Below are 25,790 nucleotides of genomic sequence, written 5' to 3' on the forward strand. Positions count from 1 at the left end.
GTCAGCGACCCCCGTTGTCCGTGGTACGGCCGGCGTCGTCGAACGACCGGCGGATGTGCTCTGCGGCGGCTTCCATGCCGAGGGAGTCGCTCAGGTAGCTGTCGAGGACGTCGTCCAGCAGTGCGTCGGGCTGTGCGTCAGGCCGTGCGTCCGTCCGTGCGTCGGGCCGTCCCTCCGGAAGGCCCGCCGCCACCGCGCCGGCCCCGTCCTCGGGACCGTCGATCCGCTTCTCGGCGATCCAGTACCGCTCCCGGGCGAAGGGGTAGGTGGGCAGCGGGACGACCCGGGCCGTGCGCCCCGGGTGGAGGCTGCGCCAGTCGAGCTCGAAGCCGTTCACCCAGAGGTCGAGCACCTTCGCGTACTTCCCCTTCGCGATCCAGGCTTCGAGGATCGCGCCCATGTCCTCGTCCGCGGTGAGCGCGGAGAGTGCGCGGTCCTGGCGCTTCACCCGGCCGCGGTGCAGCCCCTCGGCCCGCTCGGGGCGCTCCAGGAAGCCCTGGAGACGCTCCCTCAGCTCGCCGAGGGAGCCGACGACCGTCCCCAGCCGCTCGGGCATGGCCTCGCGCCCGGTCTGCAGCGTGTGGGCGACGTCGGTGACGGACACCCCGCGCAGCTCCGCGGCGGGCAGCCAACGCAACAGCGCCGCGGCCTGCTCCCGCAGCCGCTCCTCGTCCTTGGCGGAGAGGACGACGACGGCGGGGCCGTCGGCCGGACCGCCCGCGGCGGCCGGCGCCGCCGGGACGTACTCCTCGATCACCACGTGCGCGTTGGCGCCGCCCGCCCCGAAGGACGAGACGCCCGCCCGGCGCGGGACCTCCGTCGTGACGCCGTCCACGGTGACGACCGGGCGCTTCCACTCCGCCTGCTCGCGCTGGACCACGAACGGGGTCGACGCGAAGTCGATGTGCGGGTTCAGCTCCTCGGCGTGCAGGCTGGGCGCCAGCTCGCCGTGCTGGAGCTGGAGCACGACCTTCAGCACGCCGGCGATGCCCGCGGCGGCCTCGGCGTGGCCGATGTTGCTCTTGGCCGAGCCGATCGCGCAGTACTGGACGTCCCGGGTGTCACCGGAGAACGCCCTGGTGAGGCCGTTGATCTCGATCGGGTCGCCGAGCGCCGTCCCGGTGCCGTGGGCCTCGATGTAGCTGATCGTGCGGGCGTCGACGCCGGCCCGGTCGAGCGCCTGGCGCACGACCCTTCCCTGCGCCACCGGGTTCGGCACGGTGTAGCCGTTGGTCGTCCCGCCGTGGTTGATGCTCGTGCCGCGGATGACGGCGTGGATGTGGTCGCCGTCCCGCTCGGCGTCCTCCAGTCGCTTGAGGACGATCGCGCCGACGCCCTCGCCGGGGACGAAGCCGTTGCCGCCGAGCCCGAAGCTGCGGCACTTCTCCTCGTCCGCGAGCATCTGGAGGTTGCACAGGTTGAGGTAGCTCGACGGGTGCAGGTAGAGGTTCACCCCGCCCGTCACGGCCAGCTCGCAGTCACCGCGGAGCAGGTGCTCGCAGGCCTCGTGAAGAGCCGTCAGCGAGGAGGAGCAGAGCGTGTCGACCGGCATGCTCGGGCCGTTCAGGTTCAGCTTGAACGAGACCCGGTTGGCCGCCGAACCGAACGAGGTGTACGGGTAGGTCGTGTCGCCGCGGCGCCACCGCTCGGGCCCGTAGAGGTTGTGTCCGGCGCGCGTGATGCCCACGAAGACACCGACCCGGCCGTCGAAGTCCCGCTCGATGCGCGCCCGCGTGTAGCCCGCGTCCTCGAACGCCTTCCAGGTCTCCTGGAGGAACAGGCGCTCCTGCGGGTCGATCTCCATCGCCTCGTTGGGCGTCATCTCGAAGAACAGCGGGTCGAAGTCGGCGAAGCCGTCGAGGAAGCCGCCCCACTTGCTGTAGCTCTTGCCCTCCGCGGCGGCCTTCTCCTTGTCGGGCTCGTAGAAGCCGTCGAGGGGCCACCGGTCGGCGGGGATCTCGGTGACGGAGTTGCGGCCGGACCGCAGGTTCTCCCAGTACGCGTCCAGCGTCTCGGCCTGCGGGAACCGGGCGCTCATGCCGACGATCGCGATGTCGCCACCGCGCTTCGGCGCGGGCTCGGGTGCGCCCGTCACCGCGACGGCGGGCGCGGGCGCGACCGGCGTGGTCCGCACGGGCACGGCGGGCGCTGCGGACGCCGCGGCCACCGGGGTCACTGCGGCCGGAGCGGCCGGAGCGGCCACGGCAGCCGGCGCCAGGCCGACCGCCCGCTCCAGGGCCTCGTCCTGCCGCCCGGCGAAGTGCCCGGTGAGCTCCTCGATCGTGCGGTACTCGAAGAAGAGCGTGCTGCTGACCTCTCCCAGGTCCTTCTTGAGGTTGTTCAGGAGCTGGAGGATGAGGATCGAGTCGATGCCGTAGGCCGACAGCGGCTCGCGGGCGTCGATGGACCCGGCCGGGATCAGCAGGGTCCGGGCGACCAGCTCCCGCAGGTACGTCCGCATCGCGTCCTTGAACGCCGCCTCGTCCACCCGCACGGGCTGCGGGGCGGCCTCCGGCTCCGGCTGCGCGGCGGCCGGCGCCGCGGGGCGGGCCCCGGCGGGCGCCACGGGCAGCGGCCCGGCCTCGGCGGGCGGCTCGACGCCGTCCGCCTGGCGGATCACGCCGTCGCTGAAGGCGACGACGACCTGCTGGCCGAGCGGGTGCGCGTCCCGGGCGGGGAACTCGACGGCCGCGAAGCCCTCCCACTCCAGCACGGACCGCCACATCGCGGGTTCGAGGCCCGGGCCGCCGGCGTCCCGCAGCTCCGGGTCGTCGTACAGCCACCAGCCGTCCAGGAGGGCGAAGGTCAGCATGCCGAAGACGGTGTAGCCGTCGATCTCGTTGACCACGACGGCGCCGCCGGGCCGCAGCAGGGCCTTGCTGTTGCGCAGCGACACGCGGATGTCCTTGGTCGCGTGGAGCACGTTGGTCGCGATGACGAGGTCGTAGCCGCCCTCCTCGAAACCCTGCTCCGCCACCGGCCGGCCGGCGTCGTAGAGCTCGGTGCGCAGGAACGGGTTCTCCGCCCCCCACTGCTGCCTGCCGTGGATGAGGAAGGCCCGCGAGAGGTCGGTGTAGCAGTACTCGCCGATGTGCTCCGCGTACGGGCGCAGCCGGCGCATGACCGTGGCGGTGGTGCCGCCGGTGCCGGCGCCGACCTCCAGGATGCGGAACCGCGCGCCGGGGTCCTGCGCCAGCCGGCGCTCGACCAGGGCGACGGTGCAGTCGCCGACGACGTCGTTGAAGTAGTCGGCGATCATGTTCCGCTTGTAGATGCCCTCCACCAGGTCCAGGGAGGAGCCGGGGAAGATGACGTCGACCGCGGAGGTGGCGCCGGTGAGGATGCCGGTCAGCGCCCGGAGGGTCTTGTCGACCAGGTCCACGGACGCCCGCAGCTCCGGATCGGCCAGCCACGCCTGCTTGTTGCGCTCCCACTCGGCCGCGGCCGCGGCCGCGTCGACGGGGGCGGCGGCGCCGGCGCGGTAGCCGGTTCCGGTCTCGACGAGGTGGCCCTGCTGGACGAAGAGCTTGAGGGTCTCCTGGAGCCAGCGGTCGTACTTGCCGATGATCCCGTTGGCCTGCTGGAAGGAGGCCGCGTCGAAGACGCCGCCGGGGAACCAGCCGCGGCCGTGCAGCTCGCACCAGAGCAGCTTGGCGAGCAGCGCGTCCAGCTCCCGGAGCTTGTCCTTGGCCTGCGTCTCCACCGTGCGCAACGCGCCCTGACGGGATGGGAGTTCGGGGGTGAGCGGGCCGGCCTGCGCGGCCGCCGGGCTCAGCACCCGGACGGACTCGTGCGCCGAGTAGGCCTCGAACCGTTCCGGCTTGCGGGTGTTGACGTAGACCAGCTGCCCGAGCGGCGCGGCCAGCAGCCGCTCGACCGCGTCCATGGCGAGCGCCGGGTCGATGTCGCCGAGGCCCTCCTGCTGGTAGATCCGCTCCCGGACGTGCTGCGGGACGTCGAGCCCGCTGCCGACGGCGCCCCAGTAGCCCCAGTTGACCACCTTGACGGCGTAGCCGCGCTCCGCGGACAGCCGGTCGGCGAGGGCGTCCTCGAAGGCGTTGCCGGCCACGTAACTGCAGTAGCCCATGGTCTGGTTGATCGACGCGATCGAGGAGAAGAACAGCAGGAAGTCGAGCCCCTCGGCGTCGAAGACCTCGGCCATCCGCACGCTGGCGTCGACCTTGGCGCTCAGGCCCTGGCGGAACTGCTCCTCGCTCGTGTTCGGCAGGCTCTGGTCGACCAGGCCGAACACCGACTGGACGACTCCGTGGACGGTGCCGAACCGCTCCTTGACCTTCTCGTACGCGGCCCGCAGCGACACCGGGTCGGCGGCGTCCGCCGGGACGTACCAGGGCGCGCGGCCCAGGGCACCGAGCCGGTCGATCTTCCGCTGGATGGCGTCGTCCCTCTCGCGGCGGCCGATCCAGACCACCTGGGCGTCGAAGCGGCGGATGACGTCCTCGCTCCACAGCTCGCCGATGCCGCCGGCCCCGCCGAGGACGACGTAGACGCCGCCCTCCTTGTACGGGGTGCGGGCCGGCGCGGGGAGCGCCACCTCGGCCAGGCTGCGGCGGAACCACTGCCCGCCCCGCAGCGCCCGCACCGAGCGGGCCGGGGCGCCCAGCAGGACGGCGACGGGGGCGGGTTCGGCCACGCCGAGGTCGAAGGACTTCACGCCCCAGTTCGGCAGTTCCCTGGCCATCACGCCGGCCAGGCCGAGCACCGCCGCGTCGGCGGGGTGCACCGTCTCGCCCTGGAGCACGGACTGGGTCTGGCGGGTCACGACCGTCCAGCTGAGCTCCTCGCCGCCGTAGCCGAGCGCGAACAGGGCCTTGGTCAGCCGGAAGAAGGCGACCACGCCGGTGTCGGTGCGCTGCAGCAGTGCGGTGGCCCCGGCCGTCGCGGCGGCGTCGGCCGGCGAGATCCAGACGAGGTGGCGGACAGTGCCGATGCGGCGCAGCGCGGCGGTGAGCGCCTCGACGCTCCGCGTGTCGCCGTCGGTGAGGAAGTGCGGGGCGGCGCAGTGGGCGGCGACGGCGGCGCGCTCGTCGGCGTCGCCGCCGACGACCACCACGTTGCCGTCCAGGACCAGGCCGTCGGCCGGCTCGGCGCCCTGGCCGGGGGCCGGCTCGCGGACCCACAGCGGTGCCAGCGACAGGTGGTCGGCGTCCTCCGGGCCGGTGGCGCGCGCGGCGGGCAGGGCCGCCGGGACGGGCGCGGCGGGCAGGGCCGGGCGCCGCGTCACGGCCTCCTCGGGCAGCCAGTAGCGCTGCCGCAGGAAGGGGTAGGTCGGCAGCGGGACGCGCAGGTGCGCCCCGGCGGGGAAGAGCCGCGCGTACCCCAGCTCGTAGCCCTGGAGGTAGAGGTCGCGCACGGCTTCCAGCTGTTCGGTCCGAGCCGTCCCGGCCGCGCCGTCGGCGCACTGCCGGATGCAGCTGTTGCCGAACTGCTCCAGGGAGGTCTGCGGGCGCGGCGCGTGGTCCGCGAGGTCGGCGACGCGCACGTGCTCCTCGCGGCCGTCCGCGAGCCACTCGCGCAGGCGCGCCACCAGCTCGGCGGTGTCCCGGGCGACGCAGGCCAGCCGGACCGGGCAGTGCCGGCGGCCCAGGAGCAGCGTCAGGGCGACGTCCCCCAGCCCGGTCTCCGGACGGCCGGCCAGGTGGTCCGCCAACTGGGTGGCCTGGGTGCGTAGTTGGTCGATCGAGAGGGCGGACAGCACCACCAGGTGGCCGTCCGTGGCCGGCCCGGTGCGGAGCCGCTCGGGGGCCTCCTCGATCACCAGGTGGGCGTTGGTGCCGCTGAACCCGAACGAGCTGAGGGCGGCCAGCCGCGGGCGGCCCGGCTCGGCCGTCCACTCGCGGTGGACGGTGTTGACGTAGAACGGGCTGCCCTGGAAGGCGATGTGGGCGTTGCCCTGCTCGAAGTGGAGGGAGCGCGGCAGCTCGCGGTGGTGCATGGCGAGCAGGACCTTGGCGAGGCCGGCCACCCCGGAGGCGGGCGCCGCGTGCCCGATGTTGGTCTTCACCGAGCCGATCGCGCAGTACTCCTGCTTGTCGGTGTAGGCGCGGAACGCCCGGGTGAGCGCCTGGAACTCGATCGGGTCGCCGAGCTTGGTGCCGGTGCCGTGGGCCTCGACCAGCTGGATGCCGGCCGGGTCGATGCCGAAGGTGTCGTAGACCGAACGCTCCAGCCGCTCCTGCGACTTCGCGCTCGGCGCGGTGATGCCGTTGGACGTCCCGTCCTGGTTCAGGCCCGAGGCGCGCACCACACCGTGGATGTGGTCGCCGTCGGCCAGCGCGTCCCGCAGGCGCTTGAGCACGACCATGCCGACGCCCTCGCCGGGGACGAAGCCGTCCGCCCGCTCGTCGAAGGTGTGGCACTGGCCGGTGTCGGAGAGCATGCCGGCCTTGTGGGCCGCCAGGTAGTAGTCGGGTGCGCACTGCACCGAGACACCGCCGGCCAGGGCCAGCTCCACCTCGCCGGCGCGCAGCGCCTGGCACGCGAGGTGGATGGCGACCAGGGAGCCGGAGCAGGCCGTCTCGACGGCGATGGCGGGGCCCTGGAGGTCGAGGTAGTAGGAGATCCGGGCCGGGATGATCGCCTCGGCGTTGCCCCACATGGCCTGGGCCGGGGCGTCCTCGGCGGGCGCGGTCAGGTAGTCGCTGATCTGGGTGCCGATGTAGACGCCGCAGTCCCGGCCGCGGACGGCCTCGCCGGCGTAGCCGGCGTCCTCCAGCGCCTTCCAGGACTCCTCCAGCGTGAGGCGCTGCTGCGGGTCCATGTAGGTGGCCTCAAGGCCGGATATCTGGAAGAACATCGGGTCGAAGAGGTCGATGTCGTCCATGAGCGAGGCGTACCGGGGGTGTCCGGCGCCCGGCGAGACGTACGTGGAGAGGTCCCAGCGGTCGATCTCGCCGACCAGGCTGCGGCCCTCGGCGAGGTGCTGCCAGAGCTGGTGGACGTCCTTCGCGGTGCCGAACCGCCCGCTCAGGCCGATGATCGCGATCGGCTCGGTGGACGGGTCCGCGGCAGCCGCGGGCGCAGCGGGCGCGGGGGCCGCGACGGCGGTGGGCGCAGCGGCAGTAGGCACGACGGCAGTGGGCACAACGGTGGCGGGCACGGCGGCCGCGGGGGCCTCCGGCGCCGGGACGACCGAGGTGGCGACGACCCGCGCGGGGGCGGCCGCCGCGGGGACGACCGCGGGCCGCGGCGCGGGAGCGGCTTCGGGCTCCGCGACGGCCGAGGCGGCCAGCTCGTCGCGGTGGAACTCCACCACGTACCGGGCTAGCCGGCGCACCGAGCTGTGGTCGAACAGGTCGGTGGCCGCCAGCGTGGTGCCGAGCGCGGTGTTCAGGTCCTGCGTCAGGCCGACCCCGAGGATGGAGTCGACGCCGTAGTCGGCGAAGGCGTCCTCCTCGGAGATCTCCCGGCGGTCCAGGCCGAGGGACTGCTCGATCTGCGCGAGGATCGCCTCCCGCACGCGCGCCTCCTGGACCGCGACGGGTGCGGGCGCGGCGACGGCCGGCGTGACGACCGGGGCAACCACCTGGGTGGCGGGCGCAGCGGCGGCCGGCTGTGCGTCGGCGGCGCTCCGCGGCAGCAGCGCCCGCGCCTGCCCGGGGAAGGTGTCGGCCACGTAGGCCGCCAGCCGGCGCACCGAGCCGTGGTCGAACAGGTCCGTGGTGACCAGCACCCCGCCCAGGTCCTCGTTGAGGTCCTGGATCAGCTGCACCCCGAGGATGGAGTCCACCCCGTAGTCGGAGAAGGCGTCCTCCTCGTGGACCTCGCTCGCGGCCAGCCCCAGGGACTCCTGGATCCGCGCGACGATCGCGCGCTGCACGTACGCCCGCACCTCGCCCTCGCTCACCTCCGGCGCGGCCGGCAGGGTCTGCGCGGCCTGCCCGGTCTGCGCGGCCACGGCGGTGGGCGCGGCGGCGAGCGGCGCGGCCACGGCGGCGGGCACGGCCGCACCGGACCGGGCCACCACGATCTGGTGGCCCGCCTCGTGCACCGCGGCGGCCGGGAAGGCGACGGGGCCGAAGCCCGCCTCCTCCAGGACCGTCCGCCAGCTCGCGGGCGCCAGGCCGGGGCAGCCCTCGATCCGCAGCTCGGCGTCCTGGTAGAGCCACCAGCCGTCGAGCAGGCCGAAGGTCAGGTGCAGGAAGAGCGTGCGCGCGGCCATCTCGTTCAGGACGAGCTCGCCGTCCGCACCCAGCAGCGCCTTGGCGTGGCGCACGGCCGCCCGCACGTCGCGGGTCGCGTGCAGGACGTTGGTGGCGAGCACGATGTCGTAGCCGCCCTCGGTCACGCCCTGCTCCGCGGGGCCGCGCTCCACGTCGAAGAGCTCGAACCGCACGTACGGGTGCTCGGCGCCGAACTCCTTGCGGCCCTTGAGCAGGAAGTACTTGGAGAGGTCGGTGTAGCGGTACTCGGCGATGGCGTCGCGGTACGGCGCGAGCCGGCGCAGCACCTTCTCGCTCGTGCCGCCGGTGCCGGAGCCGATCTCGAAGATCCGCACCCGGCGGGCCGGGTCGCGGTCGAGCAGGGCCGCCACCCGGGCGGCCACCTGGTCCGCCATGATCTCGTTGAGGGCGTCGGCGCTGTCGCAGTGCCGGTAGACGCCCTCCACCAGGCTCATCGACGAGCCGGGGAAGACGACGTCGGTCGCGGGCCGGCGGCCGGTGAGGACCTCGGGGAACGCGCGGACCGCCGGGTCCAGCAGGGCGACGTAGGCGTTGGCGCCGTTGCCCTCCCGGCACAGCGCCTCCCAGCGCCGCCACACGGCGTCACCGTCGGCCGGGGCCTTCGCGGTCGGCGCGTAGTGCCCGGCACCGTCCTCGCGGTACTCCAGGTACCCGTGGCCGGCCAGGATGCGCAGGCTCTCGTCGAGCCAGCGGTCGTAGCCGCCGCCCGGCTTCAGCGCGGCCCGGAGCCCGGCGACGGAGCCGCCCTCGGCCCTCAGCCCCACGGCCCGCAGCTGCGTGAACAGCAGCTCGCAGAGCAGCTCGTCGTCGAAGCCCCGGGCGCTGCCGGAGTCGGCGAGGACGCGCCGCAGCTGGTGCTCGTCCGCGGTGCGCACCACGTCGGCGGCACCGGCGGCACCCGCGGCGACGACCGCCGGCTTCGCGGCCCGCTTCGGGGTCGTGGTCTTCTCCACGGCGAGCTGGTCGAACGGCCCGGAGAGCAGCACGTCCAGCGCCGCCATGCCCTCGGCGGGCTCGATCGAGCCGATGCCGTCGAGCTCCATCCGCCGCTGGTAGGCGTCGGCGGCGACGACGCCGACGCTGCCCCAGTAGCCCCAGTTCATGACCTTCACGGTGGCGGGCCAGGTCTGCTGCAGGAGCCGGGCGAAGGCGTCCTTGAAGACGCAGCCGCAGACGTAGTTGCTCTGGCCCGCGGAGCGCTGGAAGGAGTTGAGCGAGGAGAAGAACAGCACGAAGTCCAGCGGCTCGCCGGCGAAGACCTGGGCCATCCGGACGCTGACGTCCACCTTGGCCTGCACCGCGGCCCGGAACCGGTCCTCGGTCATCCGCGCCACGCTCTGGTCGAGCAGGGCGATGGCCGAGTGGACGACGCCGTGGATCTGCGGGAAGCGCGCCTTGACCCGGGCGACGGCGGCCGCGAGGGACTCCCGGTCGGTGGCGTCGGCCTGGAGGTACCAGGGCGCGGGGCCCAGCAGGGCCAGCTCGGCGATCCGGGCCCGGATCGCCTCGTCCTCGGGGCGGCGGCCGATCCAGACCACCTGCGCCCGGTAGTTGCGCACGACGTGCTCCGTCCAGGCCGCCCCGAGCCCGCCGGCGCCGCCGATGACGACGTAGACGCCGCCGTGCTTGTACGCCGTGGCGTCCTCGCGGGCCGCCTCCTCGGCCGGCACGGGCACCAGGGTCTGCCGGTACCACTGCCCGCCCCGGTGCGCCCAGGTGGCCGCCGCCGGCTCCACCGGGAGGTCGAGCGCCTCGCGCAGGACGGAGTCGCGCAGCTCCTCGACGTCGGCGAGGCGGACCCGCCAGCGCGGGTTCTCCTTCGCCAGCGAGCCCAGCAGGCCGTGCACACCGGCGTGGGTCGGGTCGACCCGGTCGGTGTCGCCGACGAACTGGCTGCGGACCGTCACGGCGGTCCACTCCAGGGCCCGCTTCTCGTACCCGAGCGCCAGGAGCGCCTTGGCCAGCCGGAACCCGGCGTAAGCGCCCTGCTCCTGACGGTCGATCAGCTCGTCGCTCTCCGGCCCGGACGGTGCGGCGCCGCCCGCGACCCAGACCACGTGGTCGTAGACCGCGCCGCCGCGCGCCAGCCGGGCCCTGAGGCCGTCGACGGTGTCGCCCGACCGCAGCAGCAGGACCTCGACGCCCTCGTGGCCGGTGAGGACCGAGCCCAGCGCGTCCGCCTGGTCGCCGACGAGCAGGATCCGCCCGCCCGGGGTGCGCTGCGCCGCCGGCGGGAACGGCGGCTGCGCCTGCTCCCAGCCCGGCTTCATCAGGGTGAGCCGGCACTCGGACGCGGCCGGGGCGGCGACGGGCAGCGGCTGGGCGGCGCGCTTGACCGGGCGGGTGCTGAAGGCCCTGATCCGCACGCTCACGTTGCCCTGCGCGTCGCACAGGTCGACGTCCAGCTTGTCGCCGCCCTGCCCCGAACCGCCCTGCACCGAACCGCCCTGTCCGGAACCGCCCTGCACCGAACCGCCCTGCCCGGCCGGACGCTCGCTGCGCCGCAGCCACGCCCACATGGTCGGCGTGCAGGGCCCGAGGATCTCCAACTCCTCCAGCGCGTACGGCAGGTGGGCACCGTCGACGGCGTCCAGCAGGCCGATGGAGGCCTGCAGGGCGGCGTCGAGCAGGCTGGGATGCAGCCCGAAGCGGTCGAGGCCGTCCTCCGCCGCCCGCGGCAGCGCCAGCTCGGCGAGGACCTGCCCCTCACCGGCGAAGATCCGCACCAGGCCCTGGAAGGCCGGACCGTACTGGATGCCCTTGCGCCGGTAGGAGGCGTACGCCTCGGCGGCGTCGATCTCGTAGGAGCCGCACTCGGCCCGCAGTCGCGCGAGGTCGAGCGGGGCCGGGCTCGGGGTGTCGCCGACGAGGATGCGGCCCTGGCTGTGCACGGCCGGCTGCGCGCCGGCCACCGGGGCGAGGATCCGGTAGCGCACCCCGGAGGTGTCCGGGTCGAGCTCGACCTGAACGTCCGACGGGGTGTCACCGACCTTGACCGGCCGCATCCAGACGACGTCCCGGATCACCACGGTGCCGGGCCGCCCGCCCTGGTCCGCCCGGGCGGCGGCGTGGGCCGCGCGGGCCAGCTCCAGGTGCGCCACGCCGGGGAGGACCTTCTCCCCGGCCACGACGTGGTCGCGCAGGAAGAACTCCCGGCCGGTGAGGGTCGTCCCGGCCGGCCGGCCGGGCTCCGCGGAACGCCGCAGCAGCGGGTGGCCGGCCGCGGCCGCCGCCTGCCGGGCGACGTCCTGCTGCCACAGCCGCTTCCTGGCGAAGGGGTAGCCGGGCAGCGAGACCGGGGCCGGGCGCCGGCCGCCGAACAGCCGGAGCCATGCGAGGTCGTGCCCCTGGCAGTAGGCCTTGGCCACGGCCCGCAGCGCGTCCGTGTAGAGCGCGCCGTCGTGGTGCAGCCGGGCCGCCTGCTCCAGCAGGCGGTCGCCGGCCTCGCGCACCTCGTCCTTCGGCGCGAAGCCCTTGGGCACCCGCGCGGTGAAGACGTCGGGCGCCTGCCCGTCCCGGGCCCACTGCCGCAGCAGGCGGACGGCCTCGGCGGCGTCGCGGGCCACCACCGCGCAGCGGTGCTGGAAGTGCGGCCGGCCGTCGAGCAGGGTCGCGCCGACCTCGCGCAGGCCCTGCGGGCGGGTGGCGTCCTCCAGGAAGTCGATCAGGTCGGTGACGCGCTGCCGCAGCGACTCCTCGGACTTGGCCGACACGACCAGGAGGTGGGCGGGCATCGTCGCGGCCTCGTCCTCGTTCTGCACCGGATAACTCTCCACAACCATGTGTGCGTTGGTCCCGCTCATACCGAACGAGCTGACGGCCCCGACGCGCCGGCGCCCGGCGCGCTCGGGCCAGGCCCGGTTCGCCTTGTTGACGAAGAACGGGCTGTCCTTCCAGGCGATGTACTCGCTCTCCTGCTCGCAGTGCAGGCTCGCCGGGATCGTCTCGTGCCGCATGGCCTGGACGAGCCCGATGAGGCTGACGAGGCCGGAGGCCGCGAGCGTGTGCCCGACGTTCGCCTTGACCGAGGTCAGGGCGCAGTACTGCTGCTTGTCGGTGAAGCCCTTGAAGGCGTCGTTGAGCGCGTTGATCTCCACCGGGTCCCCGAGCCGGGTGCCCGTCCCGTGCGCGACCACGTACTCGACGTCCGCCGGGTCGACCCCGTACTGCCGGTACGTGGAGCGCAGCAGCTCCGTCTGGGCGTCGCCGTTGGGGGCCGTGATGCCGTTCGACCTGCCGTCGTAGTTGATGCCGCTGGCGCGGATGACGGCGTGGATCCGGTCCCCGTCGGCGACCGCCGCGGAGAGCTTCTTCAGGACGACGACCGCGACGGCCTCGCTGAGCACCATGCCGTTGGCCCGCTTGTCGAAGGCGTAGCAGACGCCGTCCTCGGAGAGCATGCCGGCCTGCCGGGTGCCGTCGAGCAGCTGCGGGGTCGTGATCAGGCTGATCCCGGCGGCGAGGGCGGTCTCGCACTCGCCGTTGCGGATGCTCGCGCACGCCTGGTGGGCGGCGACGAGACCGGAGGAGCAGGCCGTGTTGAGGGCCATCACCGGGCCGTTGAGGTCCAGGAAGTAGGACAGCCGCGCGGCGAGGATGCCGTCGTGGTTGGCGGTGATGCTGCCGGTGCCGCGGGCGAGGTCGCCGTAGTCGCCCTGCTCGACGCCCACGAACATGCCGACCCTGCGGGTGGTCGCCGGCTTCCAGCCCGCGTCCTCCAGCGCCCGCCACGACTCCTGGAGGAGCAGCCGCTGGCGCGGGTCCAGGCTCTGCGCCTCCTTGGGGGAGAGTTCGAAGAACAGCGGGTCGAACTCGTCCGGTCCGGACAGCTGGCCGACCCGGAACGCGCCGAACGGGCTGTCCTCGGGCTCGCCCCAGAGGGCGAGGCGCTCACGGCTGACCGGGGTCACGGTGTCGCGGCCCTCGGCGAGGACGGACCAGAGCTGGTCGACGTCGTCCGCGCCGGGGAAGCGGCCGCTCATGCCGATGACGGCGATGGCGTCGTCGTCCGCGCTCCCCCCGGACGCAGTCCGGGCGGCGGGCTCGGGGCGGGTGCCGCCCGCCTGCTGTCCGGCCGTGGCGGCCTCGACGGCGGCGATGGCCTCGACGGCCCCGTCGACGGCGGCCTGAGCCGCGGTGACGGGCTGGGCTGCGGTGACGGGCCGGGCCGGTGCGGCGGGCCGGGCCGGTGCCGGTTCGGCCGCGGCCCGGTCGAGTGCGGCCCGGAACCAGTCCGGCTCGGCCACCTCGGCGGCGGTGGCGGGTACGGCGTCGTCACCACCGCCGTAGAACGCGGCGAGGACGTCCTGGTGCTCGGCCGCGAAGTAGCCCCTGAGCTTGCGCAGCGTGGAGTGGCTGTAGAAGAGCGAGGGCGAGACCTCGACGCCGTAGTGCGAGCCGAGCCGGGCCGCCAGCTCGGCCAGGCTGACCGAGTCGAAGCCGTAGTCGGAGAGGTTGTCGTCCTCGTAGATCTTGTCGAGGCCGATGTTGACGGCCCCGCTGATGATCTCCCTGAGGTCGCGGTCCAGCCCCTCCTCGGGGCTGACCACCGGCGCGGACGCCGCCGCCGGGGCGGACGGCGCGACGGCCGGCTGCGGCTGCGTCAGCCCGAGGAAGCGCACCACCCGGCTGGGCCTGCCCACCAGGATCATGTGCTGCGGGGCGTCCTGGGCCAGCAGCTGCTCGAACAGCGCGATGCCGTCCTGCGTCTCCAGGAAGTCCTGGCCGCTCGACCGCAGGAGCATCGTGGTGGTGTCCTGGTCGAAGCCCATCCCTCCCTCGCGCCAGAGCGGCCAGTTGACGACCACCGTCCGGCCGGAGAGCCGCCCGGCCGCGACCAACGCGTCGCGGTGGGCCGCGTAGGCCATCTGGAAGCGGTTGCCGACCGCGTAGTCGCAGGTGCCGAAGTCACCGATGACGGCCGAGGTCGAGGAGAAGTAGCAGACGAAGTCGACGGGCTCGCCCGCGAGCGCCTCGTCCAGCGCCAGCGTGCCGCGGATCTTGGGCTCCAGGATTCCCGCGAAGGTGCCGGGCTCCTTCTGCAGGACGCTCCCCCCGCCCTGGACACCGGCCGCGTGGACGACGCCGTTCAGCGCGCCGAAGCGCTCGCGCGCCTGCGCCACGACGCGCTTCATGTCCTGCGCGTCGGCCACGTCCGCCTGCACGTACACGGCCCGGGCCCCGGCGGCGGTCAGGCCGTCGAGCAGCTCCTGCCGCGCCGCGTCCAGCGGGGAGCGCCCGGTGAGCACCAGGTTGGCCGCGTAGCTCCCGGCGAGGTGCCGGGCGACGATCATGCCGAGGCCGCCGGCCCCGCCGGTGATCAGGTAGGTGCCACCGCGCCGCAGGGCGCCGGGGCGCTCGGCGAGGGCCACCGGCCGGACCCGGCTGACGAAGCGTCCGCCGGCGCGGTAGAGCGCGCTGACGGCCTTCCCGGTGCGCAGCTCGGCGAGCAGCCGCTGTGTCCAGGCGGCCTCGTCGGCGGGCCGCTGCGGGTCGGCGGCGTCCTGGAGCACGGCCACCACGGACAGCTGCGGCATGACCAGGCCCAGCGACCGCTCGAAGCCGATGTGGGCCTCCAGCAGGGCGCGCTCGACGCCGTCGCGGTACTCCCCCGCGAGCACGAGGCGCCGCGCGGGGAGCTTGGCCGCGGCCACGGCCTGGAGGGTGAGGACGACGTCACCGAAGTCCTCGGCGTCCCAACCTGGCTCCAGCGCACGGAGGTTGACGACCGCGTCGATGCCGGGCCGGTTCGCCGCGAGGTCGCGGAACGCCTCCCGGTAGTCCTGGGGCTCACCGCGCCGGACCTCGTAGGAGTCCGCCGCCACCTTCCGGTAGGCGTCGCCGAAGGCGACGAAGGCCACCGGCAGGGCCGGGTCGAGCGCGCGCACGGCCCGGGCGATCCCGGCCTGGCGCTCCGCCCCGGTGCAGAGGAAGACGACGCCACCGGGCTGCCGGTCGGCCGTGCCGTCCAGCGCCTGCGGCTCCCAGCCCTCCACGAAGGCGAGCGACCGGGTCGGCTCCTCCGCCTCGGCCACGGCGGCCGGGGCGGTGACGGCGACCGTCCGGGCGACCGGAGGCGCGACGGCGACCGACGCGGCAACGACCGACGCGGCAACCGCCGGCGCGACGGCGACCGGCTCCACCGGGGCCCGGCCCAGGGAGAGCGGCTTCGGCGCGTCCAGCCAGTGGCGCTCCTGCGCGAACGGGTACGTCGGCAGCGGGATGCGGCGCACCTCGGCGCCCCGGGCCAGCGACTCCCAGTCGAGGGCAAGGCCCTTGACCCAGAGCTCGGCGAGCTTCTCGCCCCGGCCGCGTTCGAGCCAGCGCGCCACCACCTCCTGCATCTCCTCGTCGGCCTCCAGGAGGGCGACGGTGTCCTTGTGCGCGCGCACCCCGGCGTGGAAGACGCCCTCGACGTCCTGCCCGCCGTCGAGGAAGGCCCGGAGCTTCTCGCGCAGCGCGTCGTGACCGTCCACGACCAGGGCGAGCCGCTCCTCCATGGCCTCGCGGCCGACCTGGAGCGTGTAGGCGATGTCCGGCAGCGCGGCGTCGCGGCCCTGCTCCGACAGCCAGTCCAGGAGCGCCTGCGCCTTCTCGCGCAAGCGGTCACCGTCCTTCGCCGACAGGGCGACGAGCTGCGGCTGCACGCTGCGGCCGGTCTGCGGCGCCGGCTCCTGCGCGGGGACGTACTCCTCGATGATCACGTGCGCGATGGCGCCGTGGGCACCGAAGGAGGAGACGCCGGCGATCCTGGGCAGCTCCCGCGTCACCCCGTCGACCGTCCGCGTGGGGCGCCGCCACGGCTCCAGCTCCTGCTGGACGTAGAACGGCGTGTTCGCGAAGTCGATGTAGGGGTTGAGCTTCTCGGAGTGCAGGGACGGCGCGATCATCCCGTGCTTCATCTGCAGCAGCACCTTGGTGACGGCGACGACGCCGGCCGCGCCCTCCAGGTGCCCGATGTTCGACTTGACCGAGCCGATCGGGCAGTACTGCTTCCTGGCGGTGTGCTTGCGGAACGCCCGGGTCAGGCCGGTGATCTCGATCGGGTCGCCGAGCGAGGTGCCCGTCCCGTGGCCCTCGATGTAGCTGACGTCCTCGGCCGAGAGGCCGGCGTCGGCCAGGGCGGCCGTGACCATCTCCGCCTGGGCCAGCGGGTTGGGCACCGTCATCCCGTTGGTCTTGCCGCCGTGGACGGTGGCGACGCCGCGGATCACGCCGTGGATGTGGTCGCCGTCGGCGACGGCCTGGTCGAGCGGCTTGAGCAGGACACAGCCCACGCCCTCGCCCGGCACGTAGCCGGTGCCGCCGTCGCCGAACGAGCGGCAGCGCCCGTCCTTGGCGAAGAAGTTCATCTGGCTCAGCGACACGTACTTGTTCGGGTGCAGCGAGAGGTTGGCCCCGCCGGCGAACGCCAGCGACGCGCTGCCGTTGCGGATGCTCTCGACCGCCATGGCGATCGCGTAGAGCGAGGACGAGCAGGCGGTGTCGACGGTCAGGCTCTGCCCGTGCAGGTTGAAGAAGTACGACACGGCGTTGGAGGCGGCCGCGCGGTCGGAGAGGACGACCTCCTGGCCGCTGAGCAGCTGGTACTCGTTCCACATCATGCCGAGGTAGACGCCGACCTTGCGGGCCTTGTCGGCGCTCAGGGTCTTGCGCGTGTACCCGGCGTCCTCCATGGCCTCCCAGGCCGACTGGAGGAACAGGCGGCTCTGCGGGTCCGTCAGCGCGGCCTGGTTCGGGGACATGTTGAAGAACAGGGCGTCGAAGTTCTCGGCGCCGTCGATGAAGCCGCCCCACTTGCTGCTGCTCTTGCCGGGCGTCTTCTCGGCCGCGTAGTGCTCGTCCTTGTCCCAGCGGTGCGCCGGGATCTCCTCGATGCAGTCCTCGCCGCGCTCCAGGACCTTCCAGAACTCGTCGAGGTTCCGGGCCTTCGGGTAGCGGCCGCTGACGCCGATGATCGCGACGTCACGCGACCGCCCGGCGGCCTGCGGGTGCCCCTGCACGGCCGGGGCCGCGGACACCGCCGGTGCGGCCTGCGTCCGGAGCGGCTGCGCCGGCGCGACCGGGGCCGGGGCGGCGGGTGCCGATGCGGCCGGGGCCGGGGCCGGGGCGGCGGGCTGCCCGAGGTCGAGCAGCTCGGTCAGCCGCTCCGCCTGGTTCTCCGAGAAGTACCCCGCCAACTCGTCGATCGTCCGGTACTCGAAGAACAACGTCCCCGGAATCGACTCGAAGTCCTTCCCCAGAAGACGCATCAACTCCATGATCTGGATCGACTCGATCCCGTACTCACCCAACTCCGCAGCAGCGTCGATCCGCCCCTTCGGAATCCGGAACACCTGCGACAGACGGTCCTTCAGGTACTCGACCGTCCGGCCCAGCAACTCCTCCGAACCACCACCCGCAACCACCACCGGCTCCGCGACCACCGCGACGGGGACGGTCACGCGCGCCTGGACCGACGGGCGGACCGCCGCGGCGGCCACCGCCCGCGCCGCCGGGGCCTTCGGGGCCGCCTTGGCGCGGTCCGCGCCGGCCACCCGCAGCACCTTCTCGATCTTCGCCCGCTCGCCCTTGGTCACGACGACCTGGGTCTCGCCGGAGACCAGGATCTTCAGCAGCGCCTGGATGCCCTCGGCCGTCCTGAGGCCGCGCATGCCGGAGTAGTCGTAGTAGAGGGTCTTGGCGGTGCCGTCCTGCTCGATGTCGCCGAGCATCCCGCCCTCGTCCCAGTACGGCCAGTTGACCGAGATGCTCCGGCCGTGGCGCAGGCCCTCGGCCCGCAGCGCCTCCCGCTGGTGGGCGTAGGCGTCGAGGAAGCGGTTGGCGGCGGCGTAGCTGCCCTGCCCGAAGTCGCCGACGTGGGCGGCGATGGACGAGAAGAGGACGAAGAAGTCCAGCGGGTCCTGCCCGGTCAGCTCGTCCAGGTGGACGGTGCCGTGCAGCTTCGGCGCCAGGACGGCGTCGAACTCGGCCTGGTCGGCCTCCATGACGCCCAGGCTGCCGACGATGCCGGCGCTGTGGAAGACGCCGTCCAGGCTGCCGAAGCGCTCCCGCGCCGCGGACAGGGCCCGGCCGACGTCGGCGCGGTCGGCCACGTCGCAGGCGAGGTAGAGGACCTCGGCCCCGGCCGCCTCCAGCGCGGCGAGCTTCTCCTGCCGCTCGGCGTCGGGCTGCCGGCGCCCGAGCAGGACGAGCCTGGCCCGGCACTGCTGGGCGAGGTAGGTCGCGAGGTGCAGCCCCAGCGCGCCGGCGCCGCCGCTGATCAGGTAGACGCCGCCCTCCTTCAGGGGCAGCGGCGAGGCCGCGGGCTTGCCGCCGGCGGTCCACGGCCGGAGGACCCGCTCGGAGCGGGTGGCGCCGGTGTGCCGGATCTCGTGCCCGCCGCGGGCGGTGGGGCCCTCGGCCAGGTGCAGTTCCCGCAGCACGCCGGCGGCGACGGCCTCGGCGCCGGCGGCCGCGTCGAGCTGGAGGGTGTTCATCCGGAACAGGTGGTTGACGGGCGTCATGGCGCGGGCGAAGCCGGAGAGTGCCTCCGCCGCCGCCCGGGACGGCTCCTGGGCACCGGGGCCCTGCTCGCCCGGCAGCACGGCCAGGTACTGGATCTCCTGCTCGACGCCGGCCCGGTGCACGGCCCGGAAGAGGTGACGCAGGCTCTCCAGCCCGAGGGTGAGGTCGGACCGACCGGGCGTCAGCGCCCAGAGGTCGGCGATCTCCCGGGGCAGCCGGCCGCGTTCGCCGAGCGTGCGCAGCAGGCGGTCGAAGTCGGCGCCGCTGCGGCGGTCGACGGTGAAGACGTCGGGGGCCGGCTCCGCGAAGGCCTGGCCGGCCGTCACCCGGACGACGGGGCCGCGGCGGGCGGCCGCGATCCGCGCCGGGCGCGCCTCGTCGTCGTCGAGGACGAGCAGGACGCCGTCCGCGCCGGCGGGGGCGCCGGACTCCTGCGGGGTGCCCTCGGTCCAGCGCGGGACGTAGAGGTGCAGCTCCTCGTCCTTCTTGGCCGCGAACTCCTTGAAGACGAGGCCGGTGGCGCGCACGCACTCCGCGCCGTTCTCGTCGCAGATCGCCAGGTTGACGCTGACCGCGCCGTCGCGCGCGATCCGGTGGATCGTGGCGTGGCAGTAGGAGGTGCTCGGGATCGGGGCGAAGACGACGAGCTCTTCGAGGCTGAACGGGATCCTCAGCACGCCGTCCTGGTGGCCGATGCCGCGCAGGGTGTTGAGCGCGGCGTCGAAGAGCGAGGGGTGCATGGTGAAGGCGGGGTACTCGCCCTCCAGGCCGTCGCCGAGGACGATCCGGGCCAGTGCCTCGGTCTCGCCGCAGTGCAGCGTCTCGATGGCCTGGAAGGTCTCGCCGTAGCCGAAGCCCAGCTCCCGGAAGCTCGCGAAGATCTCCGCGTTCTCCTGGCGACCGGTGCACCGCGCCAGGATGCCGGGGATGTCGATGCTGCCCCGCACCCGCGAGGGCTGCTCCGCGGCGTAGTTCGCGCGGCCCTGCGAAAACACCGTCCGCCGGCCGTCGGTCTCGGCGTAGATGAGGTAGTCCAGCGTGTCCTGCTTGAGCGGGCTCAGCTCGATGTTGACCGTCCGGGAGTCCTCCTCCATGACGATCGGGTGGCCCCAGATGATGTCCTGCAGCGTCACGGCGTCGGAGCCGCTGGACAGCCGGGCGGCCGTGTACGCCATCTCCATGTGGGCGACGCCCGGGAGCAGGATCTTGCCGTCCACGACGTGGTCGCGGAGGAAGAACTCGTCCTTGGACAGCTGCTTGCCGAACCGCTGCGCGTGGAGCGTGGACTCGTTGGCGTCCAGCAGCGGGTGCAGGCGCGGGCGCGCGCCCTGGCCGGCCGCCGCGAGGGCGGGGCGGGACCCGTCCGCCGCGGCCCAGTAGGTCTCGCGCGCGAAGGGGTAGCCGGGCAGCGACACGGGCAGCGGCGGCCGGTCCCCGAAGAGCCGCGCCCACGCGAGCTCGTAGCCCTGGCAGTAGAGGTCGGCCAGGGCGCGGACGGTGTCCTGGTAGCGGCCGCGGTCGCCGGCCGCACCGGCGGCGCGCCCGATCAGCTCGTTGCCGTACTCGGTGAGGGCGACCTGGGGCTGGAAGTCCCGGCCGGCCACCCCCCGGAAGAGCTGGGGGGCCTTCTTGCCGTCGAGGAACTGCTGGAGCAGCTGCCCGGCCTCCTCGCGGGTGGCGGCGACCAGCGCGCAGCGGTGCGCGAAGTGGTGCCGGCCGCCGAGCAGGGTGGCGCTGATACCGTCGAGGCCGGGCTCCGCGGCCCCGCCGTCCTTCAGGAGGGCGAGCAGCTCCGCCGCCCTGGTCCGCAGCGCCTCGTCGGTCTTGGCGGAGAGCACGAGGAGCTGGGAGGGCCGGTCGGCGGCGCCGGAGCGGACCGGTTCGGCCCGGTAACCCTCCACCACGACATGGGCGTTGGTGCCGCTGATGCCGAAGGAGCTGACCGCGCCGAGCCGCTTGCGGCCCGGGGCGTCCTTCCAGGGCCGCGCCTCCCGGTTGACGTAGAAGGGGCTGTCGGCCCAGTTGATGTAGTCGCTCTCCTGCTCGCAGTGCAGGCTCGCGGGCAGCGTCTCGTGCCGCAGGGCCTGCACCAGCCCGATCAGGCTGACCACGCCGGAGGCGGCCAGGGTGTGCCCGACGTTGGTCTTGACCGAGGTCAGCGCGCAGTACTGCTTCTTGTCGGTGTAGCGGCCGAAGACGCCGGCGAGCGCGTTCACCTCGATGGGGTCGCCGAGGCGGGTACCGGTGCCGTGTGCCACCACGTGGTCGATGCCGGCCGGGTCGATGCCGAACCGCTCGTAGACGGTGCCCAGCAGGGCGGCCTGCGCGGGCTGGCTGGGCGCGGTGATGCCGTTGGTCCGGCCGTCGTAGTTGACGCCGCTGGCCCGGATGACGGCGTGGATCCGGTCACCGTCGGCGACCGCCTTCGCCAGGGGCTTCAGCACCACGACGGCGACGGCCTCGGCCATCACCAGGCCGTTGGCACGCTTGTCGAAGGCGTAGCAGACGCCGTCGTCCGACAGCATGCCGGACCGGGTCGCGTGCTCGAAGAACGTGGACGTCGACAGGAGGTTGACGCCCGCCGCGACCGCGGTGTCGCACTCGCCGGTGCGCAGGCTCAGGCAGGCCTGGTGCACGGCGGCCAGGCCCGCCGAGCAGGCCGTGTTGATGCTGAGCACCGGGCCCGAGAAGTTCAGGAAGTATCCGAGACGGGCGGCCAGGATGCCGTCGTGGCCGGAGGTGAGCGTCTCCTCGTCCCCAGTGAGGCGCTGGTAGTCGCCCTGCTCGGCGCCGACGAACATGCCCATGGTGTTGTCGCGGAGCTGCTCGGCCCCGTAGCCGGCGTCCTCCAGGGCCCGCCAGGACTCCTGCAGCAGCAGGCGCTGCCGCGGGTCCATGGCCTCGGCCTCCTTGGGGGAGATCTCGAAGAACAGCGGGTCGAACTCGGCCGCGCCGGGCATCCAGCCGCCCTTGACGCCGGTCACGTCGAGGGGGCCGCGCCAGCTCTCCAGCCGGTCCGCGGGTATCCGCCCGATCGCCTCCCGGCCCTCGGCGAGGAGGTTCCAGAACTCGTCGACCGTCCGGGCCTGCGGGAAGCGTCCGCTCATCCCGATGACCGCGATGGCGTCGTCGGCGGCGGCGGAGGACGCACCGGGCGCGTGGGAGGCGTCGGCGGGGGCGGGGGTCGCCTCGGTGACGGCCTCGGCGGCGGGGGCGTTCTCGGCGGGGGCGTCGGCCCCGGCGTTCCCGGCGTCCTCGGCGGCGGGGGCGTCGGCGTAGGTGCGCCGGACGGCGTCCCGGTGGTCGCGGACGAGGTGGTCCCGGAGCATCTCCAGCGTGAAGTAGGTGTAGAAGAGCTCGGGCGTGACGTCGATCCCGAAGTGCTCGCCCACCCTCAGGGCCAGCTGTGTGTTGCCGACCGAGTCGAACCCGAGGTCGGTCAGCCGGTCCTTCGGGTGGATCTCGTCCGCCGCGAGCTTCAGGACCCGGCCCGCGATGCTCCGGAGATCCGCCTCGACACTCTCTTCGACGCCCAAACCTGCCCACTCCCAGTGGCGTGCGTTGCCGCCCGCATCCGATGCTGGTTCCTCGTGCCCGGCCTCGTGCCGGGTCTCTTCGTGCCGGTTCTCTTCGTGCTCGGCCGCTCCCTGACCGGCCGCTGCGCCTCCGGCTGCCAGGCCCCCGGCCGGGGCCGGGGCCGGCGTGCCGTCGGCGACGTCCGGGGTGATCCAGAAGCGCCGCCGGTCGAACGCGTACGTCGGCAGGCGGAGCCTGCGCGCCCCGACCGACCGGAAGAGGTCCGCCCCGGGGAGGCCGTCCCCCTCCGTGAACGCCTCGGCCAGCGCCAGCAGTTGTTCCGTGTACTCGTCCGCGGGGACCTCCGCGCCGAGGTGGAACGCCTCCGACACCTCGCGGCGCGGCCCCTCGGGGCCCGGCACTGCGGCCTGCTCCCCGTCGGCCGGGGCCGGCTGCCCGGCGGAGCCCCGGTCGTGGAGGCAGTTCCTCGCCCGCCCGGCCTCCAGCAGGCGTTTCAGCTTCACCCGTAGCTCGTCGGTGCTGCGCACGACCAGCGCCGTCCGGCGGTCGAGGCGCTCGCGCCCGAGGAGGAGCGTGGCGCTGAGGTCCGTCAGGTCGACCCCGGGCCACTCCCGGTCGAGCCACCCGGCCAGGTCGCGGAGCCGCTGCTCCAGCGCCGTGGTGGTCCGGGCGGAGAGGCAGATCAGGTAGCCGGGGCGGGGCCGACGGGCGGCCGCGGTGCGCGGCGGCGCCTCCTCCAGCACGACGTGCGCGTTGGTGCCGCCGAAGCCGAAGGAGCTGACGCCGCAGCGGCGGGGAAGGGGCTCACCCGCCTCCGAGAGCAGCGGCTTCCAGGGGCGGAGGGATTCCACGATGTGGAACGGCGTGCCCTCCAGGCGGATGCGCGGGTTCAGGGTCCGGAAGTTGTGCAGGCCCGGCAGCTGCCCGTGGCCCATCGCCAGCAGGACCTTGATGAATCCGGCGATCCCCGCGGCGGCTTCCAGGTGGCCGATGTTCGGCTTCACCGAGCCCAGGCCGCAGTGGCCGGACGGTCCGGGCTCCGCCTCCGTGCCCGCCCCGGGCGCCTCGGCGTCGCCACGGGCCGCCCGGAACCCCTTCACCAGGCCCTGGATCTCCACCGGGTCGCCGGTCGGCGTCCCCGTCCCGTGCGCCTCGACGTAGCCGATGGTGTCCGGGGAGATCCCGGCCCGGCGGATCGCGTCCGCGATGACCTGCGCCTGCGCCTCGTCGTTGGGGTAGGTCAGGGTGCGGGTGCGGCCGCTGTGGTTGGCCGCACTGCCCTTGATGACACCGTGGATGGTGTCGCCGTCGCGGACGGCGTCGGCGAGGGGCTTGAGCAGGACGAGGCCCGCGCCCTCCCCCCGGACGTAGCCGTCGGCCCGCTCGTCGAAGGTCTTGCAGGAGCCGGTGGGGGACAGCATGCCGGTCTTGGAGAAGGAGACGTTGCGCCCCGGGGTCAGCACCAGGTTGATCCCGCCGGCGAGCGCGACGCCGCACTCCTCCTGGTTCAGCGACCGGACGGCCAGGTGCAGGGCGTGCAGGGAGGCGGATGAGGCCGTGTCGACCGCCACGCTCGGCCCGCGGAAGTCGAAGAAGTGGGAGATCCGGTTGGCGATGACCGCGCCCGCGGTTCCCGTGGAGTGGTGCGCCGCGACCTCGCGCAGCTCCCGCTCCTGGAGTTCCTTGTAGTCCAGATTGTAGGAACCGAGGAAGACCCCGACACTCGTTCCCGCCAGTGCTTCGGGCCGCACGGCGGCGTCCTCGATACACGACCAGGCGAGTTCCAGCATGATTCGCTGCTGCGGGTCCGTGCTCTCCGCCTCCAGCGGGGAGAGACGGAAGAACGCCGCGTCGAAGGCGTCCACGTCGGTGAGGAAGCCGCCCCATTTGCTGACGCCCCGGCGCACCGGTCCGTCACCGGGATCGCCGTCCGGAGAAGGGTATTTCCTCCAGTCCCAACGGCTCCGGGGGACTTCGTCGATGTGCGACCGGCCGTGTTTCAGGTTGTCCCAGAACTGCTGATAGTTCTCCGCCCCGGGAAACCTGCACGCTATGCCGATGACGGCAACGTCGTTCTTCTGCATGGGAAGACCCCTCTTGACATCCCCGGTGTCCCGGCCGTAACGGACTGCGGCCGTGGCGGTGCCACGGCCGCGGGCGCGCCTCGGTGTCGAGCGTCAATTGCCCGTGCGGGAGCCGGAACTCCGCACGGGGATCAACAGGCACACCCTTGCCGGCCTCTTTGCCGGCATCCGCCGAACCGGTGCCTGGATCTCGTCCGACCACGCCTTTCCGGCGCGACGCAACCCGACCCGCCCTGGGTGACGATCAGTCGGATTACGTGTCGGTTCGTGTTTTGATGCGCTCCCAACCGCCGCGGTCCCCTTTAGCGCAGCCGGCGGCTCGCGCTTGCCAAATGCCCACCGGATGTGGGGCATTCCGTCCCTCGGCAGTGCGGGACAGGTCCGCACGGGCCGGGCTAATCCTTGGTGTCCGGTGAGTCAAGACCCTGAGGTGACCGCTTCCGGCCATGCAGGAGCCTCCCTCCCTTGTCGACACCATGAACATGCCCTTCCGGGAACAGAATCCTGCAAGATCTAACCGGGCGTCAAGTAAACGATTGGTGCTCTGTGCTGACCAAGGGTGGACAGGGAGCGACGGAATCCGGTCCCCGGACCACTGCGACGGCCACCAACTTCCCACCCTCGCCGCCGGTCTGATCCGGCCCCCTCCGCCACCGGATCGCCGGCCGGCAGGCCTGAAAAATCCCGCCGGCGAGCCGGCCCGGGGCATTCGACCGCTGATTTCGGGCGAAGGTGATGCGGTATCAGCCAGAGGACTCGACAACAGCCTTACGGGGCTGCGAACTTGATCAACAGTCCGACATCGCGCCTCCTGGTTCAGTAGTGTGCATGACCGAAGAAGTGTTCGCCCAGCGGAGCGGATCACCGCCTGCGGGCTCGGACGGTTCCCTCACCCTTGGAGTGGTTCGAGATGACGGTTGTGCATGAGGCGCCGGTCGGCGACGAGATCCCCGAGATCCCGGCCGACGCCCACGGGCGGGTCGCCGAGCTGCACGAACTGCGCGAGCAGGTCCGCCGCGGCCCCGGCGAGAAGGCCACCGAGGCCCAGCACGCCAAGGGCAAGCTGACCGCCCGCGAGCGGATCGACCTGCTGCTGGACGAGGGTTCGTTCCGTGAGGTGGAGCCGCTGCGCCGGCACCGCGCGACCGGTTTCGGCCTGGAGGCGAGGAAGCCGCACACCGACGGTGTCGTCACTGGCTGGGGCACGGTGCACGGGCGGACCGTGTTCACCTACGCGCACGACTTCCGGATCTTCGGCGGTGCGCTGGGCGAGGCCCACGCGCAGAAGATCCACAAGATCATGGACATGGCCATCGCGGCCGGTGCGCCGCTGGTCTCCCTCAACGACGGCGCCGGTGCCCGGATCCAGGAGGGCGTCACCGCGCTGGCCGGCTACGGCGGCATCTTCCAGCGCAACACCCGTGCCTCCGGCGTCATCCCGCAGATCTCCGTGATGCTC

At 73.5% G+C, this 25,790-nt stretch carries 2 protein-coding genes; one reads left to right on the top strand and one right to left on the bottom strand.

Features of this window, described 5'->3' with window-relative positions:
- Window position 1 precedes the first annotated feature (1 nt).
- On the bottom strand, window positions 2–24,331 hold the full coding sequence (locus J5Y04_RS34825; protein WP_209416547.1) for an SDR family NAD(P)-dependent oxidoreductase: 24,330 nt from the start codon (window positions 24,329–24,331) through the stop codon (window positions 2–4).
- Window positions 24,332–25,241: 910 nt separating this feature from the next.
- On the opposite strand from J5Y04_RS34825, the gene J5Y04_RS34830 reads away from it, so the two are divergent.
- Window positions 25,242–25,790, top strand: a 549-nt coding sequence (locus J5Y04_RS34830; protein ID WP_305852881.1) for a carboxyl transferase domain-containing protein, incomplete at its 3' end; no start/stop codon positions are given.

The organism is Kitasatospora sp. RG8 (assembly GCF_017813315.1).
Lineage (GTDB): Bacteria > Actinomycetota > Actinomycetes > Streptomycetales > Streptomycetaceae > Kitasatospora.

Excerpts from the sequence above, each read along its gene's own strand:
- J5Y04_RS34825 (WP_209416547.1), bottom strand. The coding sequence starts at position 24,331 with ATGCAGAAGAACGACGTTGCCGTCATCGGCATAGCGTGCAGGTTTCCC.